A 16,455-nucleotide genomic window follows, 5' to 3' on the forward strand; every position below is an offset into this window, starting at 1 on the left:
ACCCATTCCAGCCAAGGTTTACCGTGAGTTTTACAGAAAAGTTATCGTCCGCATGGCGCACCCGCAACTCCCTGCTGTGCGTCGGACTGGACCCGGACGTGTCGAGGTTTCCTGCCCACCTGCAGGGGCGGCCGGACGGGATATTCGAATTCTGCAAGTCCATCGTCGACGCCACCGCCGACGCCGCCTGCAGCTTCAAGCCGCAGATCGCCTACTTCGCCGCGCTGCGGGCGGAGGACCAGCTCGAGGCGCTGTGCAAATACATCCGCACGCATCACCCGGACCTGCCGCTGGTGCTGGACGCCAAGCGCGGCGACATCGGCGCCACCGCCGAACAGTATGCGCGGGAAGCGTTCGAACGCTATGACGCGGACGCGGTGACGGTCAATCCGTACATGGGCGCCGACTCGGTGGCGCCTTACATGGAATGGCAGGACAGGGGGGTCATCGTGCTGTGCCGCACGTCCAATCCGGGCGGCTCCGACCTGCAGTTCATGCAGGTCGACGGCCGGCCGCTGTACCAGCACGTCGCGCGGCTGGTCGCGGAAAAGTGGAACCGCAACGGGCAATGCGGCCTGGTGGTCGGCGCCACCTTTCCCGGCGAACTGGCGCAGGTGAGGGCCATCGTCGGCGACATGCCGCTGCTGGTGCCGGGCATCGGCGCGCAGGGCGGGGACATCGCCGCCACGGTGGCCGCCGGCCGCGACGGCCACGGCGCCGGCATGATGATCAATTCCTCGCGGGCCATCCTGTATGCGCAGCCGCTCGCGGGCAGCGGCGAGACCTTCGACCAGGCGGCGCGTCGCGTCGCCTGCGAGACCCGCGACGCGATCAACCGCGAGCGCGGCCTGGCCGCCGGCTAGCGCCCGGCGCCGCGCTTACTGTTCCAGGAAGCGCAGCAGGCCGGACAGCGCATGGGCGACCGTCTGCTCGCGCACCGCATGCCGGTCTCCTGCAAACACCTTGCGCTCGCTGTAGGTCCGGTGTCCCATCGCCCAGGCGAAGCAGATCGTGCCGACCGGCTTGCCCGGCACCGCGCCGCCGGGTCCGGCGATCCCGGTCGTCGACAGCGTGATCGTCGCATTGCTGTTGGCCAGCGCGCCTTCGGCCATCGCTGTCGCCACCTCGTCGCTGACCGCGCCATAGCGGACGATCAGCCCCTCGGACACGTCCAGCATGTCGGTCTTGGACGCGTTCGAATAGGTGATGAAGCCGCATTCGAACCAGCCCGACGACCCGGCAATCTCGGTCACCGCCTGGGCCACGCCGCCGCCCGTGCAGGACTCCGCCGTCGCCAGCATCAGCCGCTGCGACTGAAGCACGATGCCTACCTGTTCTGCAAGCGCATTGATGTCTTTCATGTTGTCTCCTGTTCTCGAATTTCGATAAAAGGCCGTCTCCCCGGTGGGTTTTACTTTACCACCCGGTCCCGGCGTTTGATGCGCCGGCCCGCCGTGAATTGTTATGAAAGTGTTTTGATTCCGGGATTGTATTGACGTCCAAACATTTTATAATCCGCCAGCGCTTTGTAACCATTAGTTACACGATCACTCACCTGGCGGGCCCATGAATACGATCACGACGCTATTGCTCCGGCTTACCATCTGCCTCCCGCTTTCCATCCCGATGCCGGCCTTCGCTGCGCAGCCCTCGCCCCCGCCGCCGGCCGCCACGCCCGCGCCAGCCGCAATCGACATCGACCTCGCCACGGCGTACGCGCCGGACAACTTCCATACCCGCAACATCCAGCAGTTCGCCGACGATGTCAGGACCGCCAGCGAGGGGCGGGTGAACATCCGTGTGCATTCCGGCGGGCGCCTCGTGAAGCCGACCGAGATTTTCAGCGGCGTGCGCAGCGGCAAGACCGAGGCGGGCGAGGTCATCATGTCCAGCCTCCAGAAGGAGGAACTGTTGTTCGGCATGGATTCGCTGCCCTTCATCGTGTCCGGCTACGACGATGCAAGGCGCATGTGGACCGCCGCGCGCCCGGCGGTGGAAAAGGCGATGGCCCAGCGGGACCTGATGGTGCTCTACGCGGTGCCATGGCCGCCCCAGAACCTGTATTCGAGCGAACCGGTCGAGACCATCCGGGACTTCAGCGGCCGGGCGATGCGCGTCTACAACCCGACCACCGAGCGCATTGCCGAACTGGTCGGGGCGCGCACCGTGAGCGTGCAGGCGGTCGACCTCGCGAAGGCCATCGCGGCGAAGCGGGTCGAGCTGATGCTGACGTCGAGCGGAACCGGTGTCGACACCAAGGCCTGGCGCGCAATGAACCATTACTACAAGGTCAATGCCTGGCTGCCCAAGAACATGGTGTTCCTGCGCAGGGACACATTCGGCCGGCTGACGGCGGGCGACCGGAAGGTCGTGCTGGACGCGGCCAAGGTGGCTGAAGCGCGGGGCTGGCAGATGAGCCAGGAAAGCGACCTTGGCCAGGAAAAGCAGCTGTCCGCCAACCGGATGAAGGTCGCCGGCATGGATTTCATGATCCGCAGCTACCTTGACCGCATCGGCGAAACCGTCGCGCGCGAATGGCTGAAGAAGGCGGGTCCGACCGAGCTGCAGGTATTGCTGAAGTACACGACCGAGAGGTCGCTGAAGTAAGCTGCCGCCGCGTCGCGGCCGCGTGGACTGGGGGCCGATGCGCTCATGGGCTCATGGCCTCACGGGGTTCCTATGACGCGCCGGCCCGCCACAGCGCAATCACCAGCAGCGTGTAGAACGCGGCAACGATGTCGTCCCACATGACGCCGAAACCGCCCTTGACGTGGCGGTCGAAGTATTTGATCGGCGGCGGCTTGACCATGTCGAAGAAACGGAACAGGACGAACGCCCCTAGCTGCGTGCCAAAGCCTGCCGGCATGACGAACAGCATCACCAGCCAGAAGGCGATGATCTCGTCCCACACCATGCTTCCATGGTCGGACACGCCCATGTCGCGGCCGGTTTTCCCGCATGCCCAGGTGCCGACGGCGAATCCGGCCACGATGATCCATGCCCAGTGCAGCGGCGAGAACCAGGCTGGCCATGCGGTGGTGAGCGCGACAAAGGACGCCCAGCCGAACAGCGTGCCGCTGGTGCCCGGCATGATGGGCGAAAGGCCGCTGCCAAAGCCCTGCGCGAGCAGGTGCGCCGGATGACGGCGCATGAACTGCAGCATGCTGCGCCCGCCGGGCACGGGCGTGGAAGACCTGGGCGCCGGCGTCATGACGGCGGCATCGCGAAGTGGTCGAAGGACGCGGCCTGCAGCGCCAGCGGCGCGCCCAGGTGGTCTACCAGCCGCAGGCCGGGGCTGGCGTCTATCGTCCCGACCAGCGTCATCGCACAGCCGACGTGGGCCGCGGCGGCCTGCACGTCGGCGCGCCGGCTGCGCGGCGCCGTGATGCAGAGTTCGTAGTCGTCGCCGCCGGCCAGCGCATACTGCCGGCGCAGCGGCTGCGGCTGCCTGGCGAGCATGGAGCCGGCGGGAAGCGCATCGACGTCCACCGTGGCGCCCACGGCTGAACGTTCGAGGATGTGCGCGAGGTCGCCGGCAAAGCCGTCCGAGATGTCGATTGCCGCATGCGCGAGGCCGCGCAGCGCCAGTCCCAGTGCGACACGCGGCTCGGGCGCATGCATGCGCACGGCGGCGGCGGCGAGATCGGCTGCGTCCAGCGCGAGTTCGTTCCGGTATCCGGCCAGCGCCAGCCGGGCGTCGCCCAGCGAGCCGGACACCCAGATGTCGTCGCCGGGCCGGGCGGCGTCGCGGCGCAATGCCTGGCCGGGCGGCACCGCGCCGAAAATGGTGATGCAGATGGTCAGCGGTCCCCTGGTCGTATCGCCGCCTATCAGTTCGCAGCCGTGCCGGTCGGCCAGCGCGAACAGGCCGTCGGCGAAGGGCGCAAGCCATGCTTCGTCCGCTGCCGGCAGGGCCAGCGCGAGCGTGAAGCCCAGCGGTTGCGCGCCCATGGCGGCCAGGTCGGACAGGTTGACCGCCAGGCTCTTATGGCCCAGCAGCCGGGGATCGGCGCCGGCGAAAAAGTGGCGTCCTTCCACCAGCATGTCCGACGAAATGGCCGTCAGCATGCCGGGCGCGGTGCGCAGCAGCGCGCAGTCGTCGCCTATGCCCAGTTCGGCATTGCCGTTGGCGCGCGGCGGACGGTCGAAGTAACGGGAGATGAGACTGAATTCGGAGAGCATGCCGGATTGTACCCAAGGCCGGGCGGGCAGACCGCGTCGTGCCGCGCAGGCCGGCGGCGCCGTGCGGCTGCCTGTGGGGCGGATGCCGGCGGTCGAGCGCCGCGGACCGGCGTCCGGCCGTCAACTGTCAGAGGTATATTCCCAGCCATCGGTCGCCAGCCGTAAGCCCTAAACCCTAAACAATGATCGGCCAGCGGCCAGCCGCCAGCCGCGATCCATCAGGCGCCGGGCGCAGCGTCCCGGGGCTTGCCGAGTTCCGCCATCAGCGCCTGCCTGCCTGCCGCGTCATGGTGCGACATGCCGAAGCCGGCCATCAGGCCATCCGCATCATAGAAACGGCAAATGGTGCGCTTGTCGTCACGCGCCGTAGCCCAGCTCCCTTGCGCCACGCTTTTTTGCGGCGGCGGCACCAGGGCCAGCGGGTAGCAGGGCGTCTTGACGATGACGGCCGACGGTTTCAGGTCGATCGCGGTCGGCGTCCCGGTCAGCGTGCGGGCAATCGCCCTGGCCGCATTCATCAGCGGCGCGATATACGGCATGATCCGGGTCGCGCCATCGGCCTCGGTGTATTCGGCGCAGTCGCCCAGCGCATAGACGTCGGGCGCGCTGCTGCGGCCGTAGCTGTCGACCACGATGCCGCGGTTGACGGTCAGGCCGCTGGTCGCCGCCAGCGTGGTGCTGGGCCGCAGGCCGACCGCGGACAGCAGGATGTCGGTCTGCACGGTCGCGCCATTGGCGAGCGTCAGATTCAGGCCGCCGTCGCCGCGCTCGACCCGGCTGGCCGTGGTGCCCAGCCGCAGGTCGACACCGCGTTCGGTCAGCGACGCCTGCAAGCCCTCGGACAGCGCCGGCGCGGCCAGCGCGGCCAGCGGCAGCGGATTGGGATCGATCAATGTCACCGCATGGCCGCCGCCGGCGAGATCGTCAGCGAATTCGCACCCGATCAGGCCCGCGCCGAGTATGGTCACGCGCGCCCTGCGGCCGGCTTCGGTCGCGTCAAGCTGCTGGCGAAAGCGCACGTAATCCTCGACGTGGTTGACCGACATCGCCTGGTCGGCCGCGTCGCCCTCGAGCGGCAGCCGGATCGGATGCGCGCCCACCGCGAAGACCAGCTTGTCATAGTCCAGCTCGCCCTTGTCCGTCACCAGCTTCCTGCCCGCGGTGTCGAGCCGCTCGACCCGGGTCCCGGTCATGATGGTGGCGTCGAGCTGCGCAGCCAGCTGGGTCGCCGTCTGGGTCACCAGCTGCGTGGGCAGCTTGTTTTGCGCATAGGCGTTCGACAGCATCGGCTTGGAATAAAAGCCGCCATCGTCGGCGGTGACGATGGTCAGCGGAACGGTCTTGTCGAGCTTGCGCAGCTCGCGGGCGGCAGTGTAGCCGGCCATGCCGGCGCCGATGATGATGATCGGTCTCATTGGTTTTCCTTGGACAAAAAACAAGCGCCACCCCGGCGCGGGCCGGGGTGGCGCGCAGCGCACGCCGGTCGTATCAGAGTTCGACCATATCGAAATCGGCCTTGGAAACGCCGCAGTCCGGGCATTCCCAGTTTTCCGGGATATCGCTCCAGCGGGTGCCGGCTGGAATGCCGTCTTCCGGCATGCCGACGTTCTCGTCATAAATGAAACCGCAGACGACGCATTGGTAGGACTTCATGGTTTTCCCTTGTTTTCTAAAAAAGATTCAATGACTGGCGATGCCTTCAGGCTGCCTTTTCGAGTGCGTTCAGCGCATCGCGGTAATGATTTGCATGACGCTCCTCGACCTTGGCCAGCGCAGCGAAACGCTTGGCGGCCATTTCCAGCGTGCGACGGAAATTCTCCGCATGTTCCTTCGACTCGGCGATCTGCTCGTCGAATTCCGCGACCGCTGCGGAATTGCCTTCCTCCACGGCCAGGTGCCGGAATTTCGGATACATCTCGGTGTATTCGTAGGTTTCACCCTCGATGGCGATTTCCAGCGCCTTGGCAGGCGTCATTTTAGCCTTTGGATAAAGCAGGTCCAAATGACCGAACGCATGCATGACTTCCTGGTCCGCGGTCGCCTCGAAAATCTGTGCGACATCCTCGGCGCCGGCGGCGCGGGCCAGCTTGGCGAAATAACGGTATTTGATGTGCGCCATCGATTCGCCAGCAAAGGCGGCTTCGAGGTTCTGGATGGTGACGGAATTGTTGTCGGCCATGATGTGCTCCTGTTGAAGATAAATTTAATAAATCGGCTTGGGATGGATAATAGCTAAAGTTAATGATTTCTGGAAATTGATTGTGCTTATCGCAGGGATAGCATTCGATGCCCGATAACGGATAGTGTGGATGTCGTAAAGTAAAGCTAATATGTCAATAACAAGGCTGGAGAGATTGGTGTAACTACTAATCTGTTCGTATAAACACCTATTAGTTATGTGATGAACGGTCTGCTAGAATCGCCAGCTTTCCGTAAGAATTCACAGGAAGGCCGCAGATGGATATGCCGAATGACCAGAAAGAACAGATTCGCCAGCAACTGCGGCAAGCCGCGCTCGAATACCACGAGTTTCCCACCCCCGGAAAAATCAGCGTCACCCCCACCAAGCAACTGACCAACCAGCGCGACCTGGCGCTGGCCTACACGCCTGGCGTGGCGGCGGCCTGCGAGGAAATCGTCGTCGATCCGGCCAATGCCTTCCGCTACACCGCCCGCGGCAACCTGGTCGCGGTCATCACCAACGGCACCGCGGTGCTGGGCCTGGGCAATATCGGGCCGCTCGCGTCCAAGCCGGTGATGGAGGGCAAGGGCGTGCTGTTCAAGAAGTTTGCTGGCATCGACGTGTTCGATATCGAGATCAATGAAACCGATCCCGACAAGCTGTGCGACATCATTGCCTCGCTGGAGCCGACCTTCGGCGGCGTGAACCTGGAAGACATCAAGGCGCCGGAGTGCTTCTATATAGAACGCAAGCTGCGCGAGCGGATGAAGATCCCGGTCTTCCACGACGACCAGCACGGCACCGCCATCATCGTCGGCGCGGCCATCCTGAACGGCCTGAAGGTCGTCGGCAAGGACATCAAGGAATGCAAGCTGGTCGTCAGCGGCGCCGGCGCCGCGGCGCTGGCCTGCCTGGACCTGATCGTCGACCTTGGCTTCCCGCTGGAAAACATCTGGGTGACCGACCTGGCCGGCGTGGTCTATACCGGCCGCGTCGAGCTGATGGACCCGGACAAGGCCCGGTTCGCGCAGCCGACCGAACAGCGCAGCCTGTCCGAGGTCATCGCCGGCGCCGACATCTTCCTTGGCCTGTCCGCCGGCGGCGTGCTGAAGCAGGAAATGGTCATGCAGATGGCGCCGCGCCCGCTGATCCTGGCGCTGGCCAACCCGACCCCGGAAATCCTGCCGGAGGAAGTGAAGGCGGTGCGCAGCGACGCCGTGATCGCGACCGGCCGTTCGGATTATCCGAACCAGGTCAACAACGTGCTGTGCTTCCCCTACATCTTCCGCGGTGCGCTCGATTGCGGCGCAACGACGATCACCCGGCAAATGGAAATCGCGTCGGTCCATGCGATTGCCGAACTCGCACAAGCCGAGCAGTCCGATATCGTCGCCACCACCTACGGCATCACCAACCTGTCCTTCGGCCCGGACTACATCATTCCGATGCCGTTCGACCCGCGGCTGATGAACAAGATCGCGTCGGCCGTCGCCAAGGCGGCCGAAGAGGGCGGCGTTGCGGCGCGGCCGATCACCGACATGCAGGCCTATGCCGAGCGGCTGCAGCAGTTCGTTTATCGCAGCGGCACATTCATGAAGCCGATCTTCGCGATTGCGAAGAAGGCGCCGGCGGAGCGCAAGCGCATCGTCTATGCCGAGGGCGAGGAAGAGAAAGTCCTGCGCGCGGTGCAGGTCGTGGTCGACGAGACGCTGGCCAAGCCCATCCTGGTCGGCCGCCCGGCCATCCTGGAGCAGCGCATCCAGAAATTCGGCCTGCGCCTGCGCCCGGGCGTGGACTTCGAGGTGATCAATCCCGAATACGACGAGCGTTTCCGCGACTACTGGGAAACCTACCTGTCGATGACCGTCCGTAAAGGCATCAGCCAGCAGTATGCGAAGCTGGAAATGCGCCGCCGCCATACGCTGATCGGCGCGATGATGGTCCACAAGGGCGACGCCGACGGCATGATCTGCGGCACCTATGGCACCACCGACGTCCACCTGCGCTACATCGACCATGTGCTGGGCAAGCGCGAGGGCGTCAATGTGTACGCGGCGATGAACGGCCTGATCATGCAGGACCGGCAGGTCGTGCTGGTCGACACCCATGTGAACGAAAACCCGACCGCCGAGCAGATCGCCGAAATCACGATGCTGGCGGCCGAGGAAATGCGCCGGTTCGGCCTGGCGCCACGGGTAGCGCTCTTGTCGCACTCCAACTTCGGCACGAGCAACAGCGAGTCGGCGAGGAAGATGCGCACCGCGCTGGCGCTGCTGCGCGAACTGGCGCCGGACCTGGAAGTGGACGGCGAGATGCATGGCGACACCGCGCTCAACGGCGCGCTGCTGAAGCGCACCATGCCCGACACCACGCTCACCGGCGAAGCCAACCTGCTGGTGATGCCCAACATCGACGCGGCCAACATCGCCTACAACCTGCTCAAGACGACTGCCGGCAACGGCATCGCGATCGGGCCGGTGCTGCTGGGCTGCGCGAAGCCGGTGCATATCCTGACGCCGTCGGCAACGGTCAGGCGCATCGTCAACATGACCGCGCTGTGCGTGGTCGACGCGGTGTACGAGCGCTGATTGCCGTTTAGTCTTATCCGACCGCTACCCTGGTAGCGGTTTTTTTTCGTCCGCCCGCGCCACCGTCGATGCGCTCTCAGCAAGCGACGCGGCAGCCGCATCCGGGCAGCCCGGGCGCCGCCGGCGAGGCGGCAGGACGCCGTCCCTTATTCCCCGGCCAGCTTCAGGCCGATGATGCCCGCGACGATCAGACCCACGCTCAGCAGCCTGGCCAGGCTGGCCGACTCCCCGAACAGCACGATCCCGAGCACCACGGTGCCGACCGCGCCGACGCCCACCCATACCGCATAGGCCGTGCCGACCGGCAGGTCGCGCATCGCGATGCCCAGGAGGCCGACGCTGGCCAGCATCGCGGCGGCGGTGCCGATGCTGGGCCAGAGACGGGTGAAGCCTTCGGTGTACTTGAGGCCGATGGCCCAGGCGACTTCGAGCAGGCCGGCGATGAAGAGTAGGGTCCAGTTCATGATGATCGTGGTGAGCAGCTGAATAGTTCAGGCAAGGGAATGCACCGAACAGCGTTCGCATGCCTTGTTATGCAAGCGTCCGACTTTATCACCCACCGGCTTACTGCAGAGGCAGCAGAGGCATTTTCCTTGCGTCGGATCGGACCGGACCGGACATTGCCAAAGCCTCATGGCCGGCCAATGTCCATGCCAGCCTGGGCCTGGAAACCGGCGTGGCCGCAGCCGGGCCGCACAAGCCGATCCTGATGCTGTTCGACGGCGCGCTGACGTCGCTGGCCATTGCGCGGGTTGAAACGCAGGCGAAGAATATCGCCGCCAAGGGACGCGCCATTTCCAGGACGATACGGATCATCGAAGACGGCTTCCGCTCCAGCCTGGCGAAGTCCGGCGGCGCCGCCCAGCGGCTGCAGGCGTGCGCAGCCTGATAGCGGCTGGCAGGAAGCTTATCAGCGGCCGGCGCGCATCGCCGCCGCTAACGCACGCTGTTGCCCAACGCCTCGCGCATCGATGTCAGCGTGTTGAGCGTCTTCATCAGGCCCATCGCATTGCTGCTGGCGTTGATGATGGTCTGGCTCTGGATGTTCTGGTTGCTCAGCGTGTTCTGGATCACCGTGCCCGGGGTGGCGAGGTCGCTGCCCGTCAGGGCAGACGCATTGCCCGGTCCGTTCTGCACCAGGTTGATTGCCGCGGCCTGGCGTGTGACCAGGGCCGCCTGTTCCGGCGTGACGCGCGCAAGGTCGCCGACATTGACCGTGGTGCTGGTCACCAGCGCGCCATTGATGTACACCGCCCGTTCGATGCCGAAGGACACGGTCAGGCCGTTGCCGAAGTCGAAGCCGCCGCGCATCGACTCGAGCGTGCTGTCCTCGACCGCGGTCCAGAGCGGCGCGTCGGCGGCGGCGCGGCCTGCCGCCAGCGACAGGCACAGGCCCAATGCCAGGAGGGGAGCGGCGCGCATCAGAAGTCCCCCGGGCCGAACTTCGGCAGCGTGATGTTCGACAGGCTGTCGCGCCCCACGCCGCTGGCCAGCGGCGCCAGCGGCGCGGCATTCCAGTCCGACGCGTCATTGAACCGCGCCTGCTCGACGTGGTTGTGAACGACGAACAGCAGCTTGTTTTTCCAGACGTTTTCAAACAGCGTCCGCGGCATGACCCGGGTGCCGCTGGCCGGGTCGCCCAGCAGGATGCGGTCGCCGCGCATTCCCTTGATCACCACGAAATGGTTGTAGCCGTTCTCGCTGATCAGCACGATGGCCGGAATGCCGGCTTCCGCCAGCTTCTCCAGCGGCTGCTGGAAGCCGTCGGCGCGAAAGCCGCGCGCTTCCAGGAAGTTTTTCATGTCCAGCAGCGAAAAGCCTTCCTTGCGGATCTTCTGCTGGTCGCCGCGCGCATACATGTCCTCGAAAATGGCGCGCTCATTGGCCGGGTAACCGTAATGGTGGGTGAGCAGGGTGGCCAGCGCCGCCGAGCCGCAGCTGAAGTCGTATTGCTGCAGCATGGTCGACGCGCGGCGTATTTCCTTGATGCTCTTGACCGGCACCGAGTACTGGACGCCGCCCAGCGCGGGCAGGTCGGCGCCATGCGCCAGGCCGCCCAGCAGGACCGCGCCGCATAGCAGCATGCAATGCCTCATGGTCCGGCCTCAGTTCAGCTGGAGGTTGACGATGGTGGCATTCTGGATCAGCACATTGGCGCCCGAGTTCTGAATGACCACCGGGATGCCGCTCATGTTGGCAAACGAGCCGGCGCTGATGCTGTTGGCGCCGGTGACGACGTTGGTCGCGGCGTTTTCCGCGGTGGTGCCGGCCAGCCGCATCTCGCTGCTCGCCAGTTCGCTGCCGCCGCGGAAATCCGCCAGGCTGTCGCTTGCCAGCGCCGGGCCGAAGCCTGCGATGGCCGGGGCGTCGTCCTGCGCCAGCGCCGCGCCGGGCAAGGCCGCGAGGGCGGACAGCGCCAGCATGAATACGCGTACATGTCGCATGGTGTCTCCTTATTATTCCTGTTCCAGGCAACGCGGAGCGCCGCCGGCCGCCAGCCCTTGCGGGCGTGGGCCGGCAGCGCTCCGTACGATCAGCGTCCGACGTTCAGGTTGGCCTGGACGTTGACGCTTTGCTGGATCAGGCTGGACAGGCCGCTGTTCTGGCTTGCCACCATGATGCCTGCGGCCGACTGGCCGACGCTGGACATGGCATTGGACATGTTGAAGGTGCCGGCATTGACGGTGTTGGTGCCGCCTGCGCCGCCCACGCCGCCGTTGCCGACGCCGCCGGTGCCGCCTTGCGCGGTCTGGGTGCCGGCCGAGCCGCCTGCACCGCCCGCACCACCGGCACCGCCTGCGCCGCCTGCGCCGCCGTTACCCGCGGTCGCGCTGCCATTGGTCGCGCTGCCGTTGGTCGACTGGCCGCCCGCTGCGCCGTTGCCGGCCGTGTTGGTCGCCGCGCCGCTGCCGCCGCCATTGCCGCCTGCGGCGCCCGCTGCGCCATTGCCGGCCGTGCTGGTGGCGCTGCCGCTTGCTGCGCCGTTGCCGCCCGCGCCCGAGGTTGCCGTGCCGCCGGAGCCGCCCGCGCCGCTCGATGCCGCCGTGGCTGCGCCGCCCGCGCCGGTGGTGCCGGAGCCGCCTGCGCCGGCCGATGCGCCATTGCCGCCGCTGCCGGTGGTGGTGGTGCCGCCAGTGCCGGCATTGGTGCCGGAAGTAGCGCTGCCGCCTGCGCCGCCCGATGTGATCGTGCCGCCATTGCCGCCATTGCCGCCGCTAGGACCATTGCTTGCGGTTACTGCGCCGCCATTGCCTGCGCCGCCCGCAGCGCCCGCGCCGCCTGCGCCGCCGCCGCCGCCGGTTGCCAGGCCGCTTGCGCCGCCCGTCTGGCCGCCGGTGCTGCCGGACGATGCGCCATTGGCCCCGGTCGCCGTGCCGCTGGCGCCGCCGCCGCCGCCTGCGCCGCTGGTGACCAGGCCGCCTGCGCCGCCTGCGCCGCCGGCGCCACCCGCACCGCCTGCGCCGCCCGCGCCGCTGCCCGCATTGGAGGCCGTGCCGCCTGCGCCGCCTGCGCCGGCCGTGCTGCCGCCGTTGGTCGCGCTGCCGTTGGTGGCAGAGCCGCCGACGGCGCCGACCGCGCCGTTGCCGGCGGTGGATGCGGCGCCATTGCCGCCGGTGCCGGAGGCGGTGCCGCCTGCGCCGTTGCCGCCGGTGCCCACGCCGCCGACTGCGCCGTTGGCCGTGCCGCTATTGGTGGCGACATTGCCGATGTTGCTGATGGTGTTCCCCGTCACCGTGCCCGTCAGGCTGCTCGTCGCGGTGGCGGTGGCCACATTGAACGCATTGGTGAAGGTGGAGGTCGCGCCGTTATTGGTGGTTGCGCTGCGTGCCGCGCTGGCCGTTGCCGCGCCCGATCCCTGGTTGGTGCGGCTGTCCAGCGTTGCCGTCGAATTCTCGTTCGCCTGCGGACTGGCCCCGCCGCTCTGCGTCGATGTCGCCGTCGCCGTCTGGCTGCCGGTTGTGGACGTTGTCGTGCCGTCGCTGCCATTGTTGACGGGGTTGGCGTAAGCCTGGCCGCCGACGCCGAAGGCCAAGGCGATTGCGGTCGCCAATAAAGACTTGTTCATACGTTCTCCATTATTTTAGTTCAGGGCAAGTTCAGGTCGTGTTGGCAATCAGCCAACAACGAATGCTCTTTGCAAAAATGGTGCCACACGGCCTCAAATTGCATTCAGCGATATCTTTTTGCTATGAAAACTGGAATTCAGCGCAATGCGCGGCAGCGGCGTCAGAGGTCGCAGTGCCTGAAAAAGTCGACGATCGATGCCAAAGGTGTAACAGCTTGCTGACACCTCCAAGGCGTTCCGGACTGCCGCGCGTTCTGTCAGCGTGGACGGCATGGATGAAAACACGGACGGATAGCGAAAGATGGGTGTAACGCCAGCGTGACAACATTTATCGATGACGGGAGTCTCCGGCAATCGCGGCGGCGCGTTTTCCGCATATCTCCCTATGAGGCCAGACAAGCGCCAGCAGGCAAGGGCCTCTATGCATGGCTGTCACATCCATGTGACAGGATTTTCCAGAGAGAAAATTTAGTGGGATTTTCGAAAAGAATTAGCCGAGGATGCCTGAAGTTGATCTGTTTCCATTGTTTAATTATTCACAAAATAGTTGCCAAAAGGGTCAAGTTTCAAGGCCGGTCCGGTTTTTTTTGTTATATATTCGTCATTGCTGCATCAGGATGAGACACCAAAAATAGTTGCATAAAACTAAGATCGGCACCTTGGAGACAAAGTGTGAAAAAAAAGAATGCCTTCATCATCGGGGCGGCAGCTTGTTCAGTGCTCGCGCTTTCCAGTGAATTGGCCTACGCGCAGCAACTTGCCGACAACACGCCCGAGACCGCGGAGCTGGGCATGTTGCGCCGGCAGGTGGAACTGCAGAGCAGGGAACTGGAAAAACTGAAACGCGCAATTGCCGAACAGGAGGCGCGGAACGGCGATATCCGCAAGGCGCTGGGCCTGGACTACCTGGCCAATGCCAGGGGCACCGGGCCGGCTGCGGGCGGGGGCGCGGAGCCGGCAGCGCCGGTGGCCACGGTGCAGACGGCGCAGGCCGGCGCGGCCGAAGGACCGCGGCAAGTCCAGGTGGGCACGGCTCCCAATGCGGAAACCCGCACCATCGCACCGCTGTTCGAACAACCCGGCGTGCTGACGCCGCGCGGCAAGATGGTGTTCGAACCTTCGCTGCAATACGGCTATTCCTCCAACAACCGGGTTGCGCTGGTCGGCTACACGGTCATCCCGGCGCTGCTGATCGGCCTGGTCGATGTCCGCGAAGTCAAGCGGCACACGTTCACCGGTGCGCTGACCGGCCGATTCGGCTTGACCAACCGCTTTGAAATCGAGGCCAGGCTGCCCTATGTGTACCGGTCGGACTCCGCGATCAGCCGGGAGATATTCACCGGCAGCGCCAGCGAGTCGGCGTTCGACACCAGCGGCAAGGGCATCGGCGACATCGAGGTGACCGGCCGCTACCAGCTCAACGACGGCGGCGCGACCCGGCCCTACATGATCGGCTCGCTGCGGTTCAAGAGCCGCACCGGCAAGGACCCGTTCGAGGTGGTGACCGACTGCGTGACCCGCTGCATCGGCAACACCAGCGGCACCGGGCTGCCGATCGACCTGCCCACCGGTTCGGGTTTCTACTCGCTGCAGCCGGGCCTGACCTGGCTGTTCCCGTCCGACCCGGCGGTGTTCTTCGGCAGCTTCAGCTACACCCATAACTTCAAGCGGACCGACATCAGCCGGCGCGTGCTCAACGGCGAGTCCGAGTTCATCGGCACCGTCGAGCCGGGCCCGATCCTGGGCATGAATTTCGGCATGGGCCTGGCGCTCAACGACAAGTCCTCGTTCAGCCTGGGCTTCGACATCAACTCCGTCGGCCGCACCAAGCAGAACGGGGTGACGGTGCCGGGCTCGGTGCGGACCAACCTGGCGACCATGCTCCTGGGTTACGCCTACCGCTACAGCGACAAGACCTCGTTCAACGTGTCGGTCGGCGCCGGGCTCACGCGCGACACGCCGGACCTGACGCTGACCTTGCGCATGCCGATGTCGCTGTAATGTGATGCGCAAACTAAACATCATCGCATTGGACGAGGACCCCGGCGCGATCGCCGCGCACCTGCGCGACGCCGGCTGGGACGTGCAGGTGGCGACCGACCTGCCGGCCGCCCGCCAGCTGCAGCGGCAGGCGCCGCCGCAGCCGCTGGTCTGCCTGCTGCTGATGCGCCAGGCGCCGCTGGCGCAGCTGGCCGATATCGAAGCCTGCATGCGCTACTGGCGGCAGGCCGAGTGGATAGGCGTATGCGGCCCGAGCGCGCTGCGCAATGCGCCGCTGCGCGACCTCGTGCTGAATTACCTGTTCGACTACCACACCCTGCCGGTCGACCTGGCGCACCTGGCCCATACGGTCGGCCATGCGTACGGCCGGGCGCTGCTGCGCGCCGAGCAGGCCGGCAGCACCCGGGTCAACGACAGCCTGGGCATGGTCGGCGCGAGCACCGGCATCGCGCAGCTGCGCTGGCATATCCGCAAGGTCGCCGCCAACAATGCGCCGGTGCTGATCGGCGGCGAAAGCGGCAGCGGCAAGGAGCTTGCGGCGCAGGCGATCCACCGCATCTCCGCGCGCGCCGATGGTCCGTTCATCGCAGTCAACTGCGGCGCCATTTCGCCGTCGCTGGTGCACTCGGAACTGTTCGGCCATGAACGCGGCTCGTTCACCGGCGCGGTCAGCGAGCGGCGCGGGCTGATCGAGGCGGCCAACGGCGGCACCATCTTCCTCGATGAGATCGGCGACCTCAGCCTGGACCTGCAGATCAACCTGCTGCGCTTCCTGCAGGAAAAGACCATCAGCCGGGTCGGTTCGGCGCGCAGCATCCGGGTCGATGCGCGGGTGGTGGCCGCGTCCCACCTGAACCTGGAAAAGGCGGTGGCGGCCGGGCGCTTCCGGCAGGACCTGTTCTATCGGCTCAATGTGCTGACGGTCGTGGTGCCGCCGCTGCGCGAGCGCAAGGGCGACATCACGATGCTGGCCGAGCATTTCTTCAGGCAATGCGTCGCCGACACCTCCAGCCGGCTCGAAGGCTTCAGCCAGCAGGCGCTGGCGGCGATGATGGCCCATGACTGGCCGGGCAATGTGCGTGAACTGTTCAACCGGGTGCAGAGGGCGGTGGTGATGACGGACCGGCGGCTGATCGCCGCGGTGGACCTGGGGTTGGCCGGGGAGCCGGCCCGTATCCAGGTCGGCCTGGACAGCGCGCGCACCGAGGCCGAGCGGGAGGCGATACACCTCAGCCTGCAGCGGGTCGGCCGCAATGTGTCGCAGGCGGCGCGCGAACTCGGGGTGTCGCGGATGACGCTGTACCGGCTGATGGAAAAACACGGGATCGCGCTGGATATGAAGTAAGCGCCGGCGCTGGCCTGGGCAATGTCATCCGCCGGGTGCGAGGCGGGGTTTGCACATCCGGCCGCATGCATCCCGGCGTCGGCCGGCATGC

Annotated in this window: 17 protein-coding genes; 6 read left to right on the plus strand and 11 right to left on the minus strand. The window is 66.0% G+C overall.

Features of this window, described 5'->3' with window-relative positions; all coding sequences use genetic code 11:
• Nucleotides 1–23: 23 nt before the first annotated feature.
• Nucleotides 24–863, plus strand: coding sequence for an orotidine-5'-phosphate decarboxylase (gene pyrF, locus QOL82_RS01595; protein WP_283440461.1), 840 nt, complete (start codon nt 24–26; stop codon nt 861–863).
• A 15-nt stretch (nt 864–878) separates the two neighbouring features.
• On the opposite strand, the gene QOL82_RS01600 is transcribed toward pyrF, so the two are convergent.
• Nucleotides 879–1,361: a CinA family protein gene (locus QOL82_RS01600; protein WP_283440462.1), complete on the minus strand. Its 483-nt coding sequence runs from the start codon at nt 1,359–1,361 to the stop codon at nt 879–881.
• A 205-nt stretch (nt 1,362–1,566) separates the two neighbouring features.
• Between QOL82_RS01600 and QOL82_RS01605 the strand changes: the two genes are divergently transcribed.
• Complete coding sequence (locus QOL82_RS01605; RefSeq protein WP_283440463.1) at nt 1,567–2,607, plus strand: TRAP transporter substrate-binding protein; 1,041 nt, start codon at nt 1,567–1,569, stop codon at nt 2,605–2,607.
• 70 nt (nt 2,608–2,677) lie between these two features.
• On the opposite strand, the gene QOL82_RS01610 is transcribed toward QOL82_RS01605, so the two are convergent.
• The 5 genes from QOL82_RS01610 to QOL82_RS01630 form a co-directional block, all read right to left on the minus strand.
• Nucleotides 2,678–3,211 (minus strand): phosphatidylglycerophosphatase A family protein, encoded by a 534-nt coding sequence (locus QOL82_RS01610; protein WP_283440464.1) that lies wholly within the window; start codon nt 3,209–3,211, stop codon nt 2,678–2,680.
• Nucleotides 3,208–4,182 carry a thiamine-phosphate kinase gene (gene thiL, locus QOL82_RS01615; RefSeq protein WP_283440465.1) on the minus strand — a complete coding sequence of 325 codons (975 nt, stop codon included), beginning with the start codon at nt 4,180–4,182 and terminating at the stop codon, nt 3,208–3,210. Before thiL ends, QOL82_RS01610 begins: the two co-directional genes overlap by 4 nt.
• A gap of 218 nt (nt 4,183–4,400) precedes the next feature.
• Nucleotides 4,401–5,597, minus strand: coding sequence for an FAD-dependent oxidoreductase (locus QOL82_RS01620; protein WP_283440466.1), 1,197 nt, complete (start codon nt 5,595–5,597; stop codon nt 4,401–4,403).
• Nucleotides 5,598–5,670: 73 nt separating this feature from the next.
• Nucleotides 5,671–5,835, minus strand: coding sequence for a rubredoxin (locus QOL82_RS01625; protein ID WP_283440467.1), 165 nt, complete (start codon nt 5,833–5,835; stop codon nt 5,671–5,673).
• A 46-nt stretch (nt 5,836–5,881) separates the two neighbouring features.
• A complete protein-coding gene (locus tag QOL82_RS01630; protein WP_283440468.1) occupies nt 5,882–6,361 on the minus strand; it encodes a rubrerythrin family protein in 480 nt (159 codons plus the stop codon).
• Nucleotides 6,362–6,639: 278 nt separating this feature from the next.
• On the opposite strand from QOL82_RS01630, the gene QOL82_RS01635 reads away from it, so the two are divergent.
• Nucleotides 6,640–8,952: an NADP-dependent malic enzyme gene (locus tag QOL82_RS01635; RefSeq protein WP_283440469.1), complete on the plus strand. Its 2,313-nt coding sequence runs from the start codon at nt 6,640–6,642 to the stop codon at nt 8,950–8,952.
• Nucleotides 8,953–9,098: 146 nt separating this feature from the next.
• Here the strand turns inward: QOL82_RS01635 and sugE are convergent, their stop codons facing one another.
• Nucleotides 9,099–9,416: a quaternary ammonium compound efflux SMR transporter SugE gene (gene sugE, locus QOL82_RS01640; RefSeq protein WP_283440470.1), complete on the minus strand. Its 318-nt coding sequence runs from the start codon at nt 9,414–9,416 to the stop codon at nt 9,099–9,101.
• 59 nt (nt 9,417–9,475) lie between these two features.
• Here sugE and QOL82_RS29355 point away from each other — a divergent pair, with 59 nt between their 5' ends.
• The gene (locus QOL82_RS29355; RefSeq protein ID WP_488158806.1) at nt 9,476–9,841 is read left to right on the plus strand and encodes a flagellar export chaperone FliS; all 366 of its coding nucleotides are present in this window, start codon (nt 9,476–9,478) and stop codon (nt 9,839–9,841) included.
• Nucleotides 9,842–9,888: 47 nt separating this feature from the next.
• Here QOL82_RS29355 and QOL82_RS01650 read toward each other — a convergent pair whose 3' ends face one another.
• From QOL82_RS01650 to QOL82_RS01665, 4 genes are all read right to left on the minus strand, one after another.
• On the minus strand, nt 9,889–10,374 hold the full coding sequence (locus QOL82_RS01650; protein ID WP_283440472.1) for a hypothetical protein: 486 nt from the start codon (nt 10,372–10,374) through the stop codon (nt 9,889–9,891).
• A complete protein-coding gene (locus QOL82_RS01655) occupies nt 10,374–11,048 on the minus strand; it encodes a C39 family peptidase (RefSeq protein WP_283440473.1) in 675 nt (224 codons plus the stop codon). Before QOL82_RS01655 ends, QOL82_RS01650 begins: the two co-directional genes overlap by 1 nt.
• Nucleotides 11,049–11,057: 9 nt before the next feature.
• Complete coding sequence (locus QOL82_RS01660; protein WP_283440474.1) at nt 11,058–11,396, minus strand: hypothetical protein; 339 nt, start codon at nt 11,394–11,396, stop codon at nt 11,058–11,060.
• An 89-nt stretch (nt 11,397–11,485) separates the two neighbouring features.
• Nucleotides 11,486–13,018, minus strand: coding sequence for a hypothetical protein (locus QOL82_RS01665; RefSeq protein ID WP_283440475.1), 1,533 nt, complete (start codon nt 13,016–13,018; stop codon nt 11,486–11,488).
• A 672-nt stretch (nt 13,019–13,690) separates the two neighbouring features.
• On the opposite strand from QOL82_RS01665, the gene QOL82_RS01670 reads away from it, so the two are divergent.
• Both QOL82_RS01670 and QOL82_RS01675 read left to right on the plus strand, forming a co-directional pair.
• On the plus strand, nt 13,691–15,019 hold the full coding sequence (locus tag QOL82_RS01670) for an acetate kinase (RefSeq protein WP_283440476.1): 1,329 nt from the start codon (nt 13,691–13,693) through the stop codon (nt 15,017–15,019).
• A gap of 4 nt (nt 15,020–15,023) precedes the next feature.
• Entirely contained in the window at nt 15,024–16,364 is a 1,341-nt protein-coding gene (locus tag QOL82_RS01675) for a sigma-54 dependent transcriptional regulator (RefSeq protein ID WP_283440477.1), read from the plus strand.
• Nucleotides 16,365–16,455: the final 91 nt, after the last annotated feature.

This window comes from Noviherbaspirillum suwonense (assembly GCF_900182955.1).
GTDB classification, from domain to species: domain Bacteria; phylum Pseudomonadota; class Gammaproteobacteria; order Burkholderiales; family Burkholderiaceae_D; genus Noviherbaspirillum_A; species Noviherbaspirillum_A suwonense.

Bases quoted from the DNA above. Each gene is read 5' to 3' on its own strand.
- QOL82_RS01605 (WP_283440463.1), top strand. From the start codon at position 1,567: ATGAATACGATCACGACGCTATTGCTCCGGCTTACCATCTGCCTCCCG.
- QOL82_RS01655 (WP_283440473.1), bottom strand. From the start codon at position 11,048: ATGAGGCATTGCATGCTGCTATGCGGCGCGGTCCTGCTGGGCGGCCTG.
- QOL82_RS01650 (WP_283440472.1), bottom strand. From the start codon at position 10,374: ATGCGCGCCGCTCCCCTCCTGGCATTGGGCCTGTGCCTGTCGCTGGCG.
- QOL82_RS01610 (WP_283440464.1), bottom strand. From the start codon at position 3,211: ATGACGCCGGCGCCCAGGTCTTCCACGCCCGTGCCCGGCGGGCGCAGC.
- thiL (WP_283440465.1), bottom strand. From the start codon at position 4,182: ATGCTCTCCGAATTCAGTCTCATCTCCCGTTACTTCGACCGTCCGCCG.
- QOL82_RS01625 (WP_283440467.1), bottom strand. From the start codon at position 5,835: ATGAAGTCCTACCAATGCGTCGTCTGCGGTTTCATTTATGACGAGAAC.
- QOL82_RS01620 (WP_283440466.1), bottom strand. From the start codon at position 5,597: ATGAGACCGATCATCATCATCGGCGCCGGCATGGCCGGCTACACTGCC.
- QOL82_RS01630 (WP_283440468.1), bottom strand. From the start codon at position 6,361: ATGGCCGACAACAATTCCGTCACCATCCAGAACCTCGAAGCCGCCTTT.
- sugE (WP_283440470.1), bottom strand. From the start codon at position 9,416: ATGAACTGGACCCTACTCTTCATCGCCGGCCTGCTCGAAGTCGCCTGG.
- QOL82_RS01635 (WP_283440469.1), top strand. From the start codon at position 6,640: ATGGATATGCCGAATGACCAGAAAGAACAGATTCGCCAGCAACTGCGG.
- QOL82_RS01660 (WP_283440474.1), bottom strand. From the start codon at position 11,396: ATGCGACATGTACGCGTATTCATGCTGGCGCTGTCCGCCCTCGCGGCC.
- QOL82_RS01675 (WP_283440477.1), top strand. From the start codon at position 15,024: ATGCGCAAACTAAACATCATCGCATTGGACGAGGACCCCGGCGCGATC.
- QOL82_RS29355 (WP_488158806.1), top strand. From the start codon at position 9,476: ATGCCTTGTTATGCAAGCGTCCGACTTTATCACCCACCGGCTTACTGC.
- QOL82_RS01600 (WP_283440462.1), bottom strand. From the start codon at position 1,361: ATGAAAGACATCAATGCGCTTGCAGAACAGGTAGGCATCGTGCTTCAG.
- QOL82_RS01665 (WP_283440475.1), bottom strand. From the start codon at position 13,018: ATGAACAAGTCTTTATTGGCGACCGCAATCGCCTTGGCCTTCGGCGTC.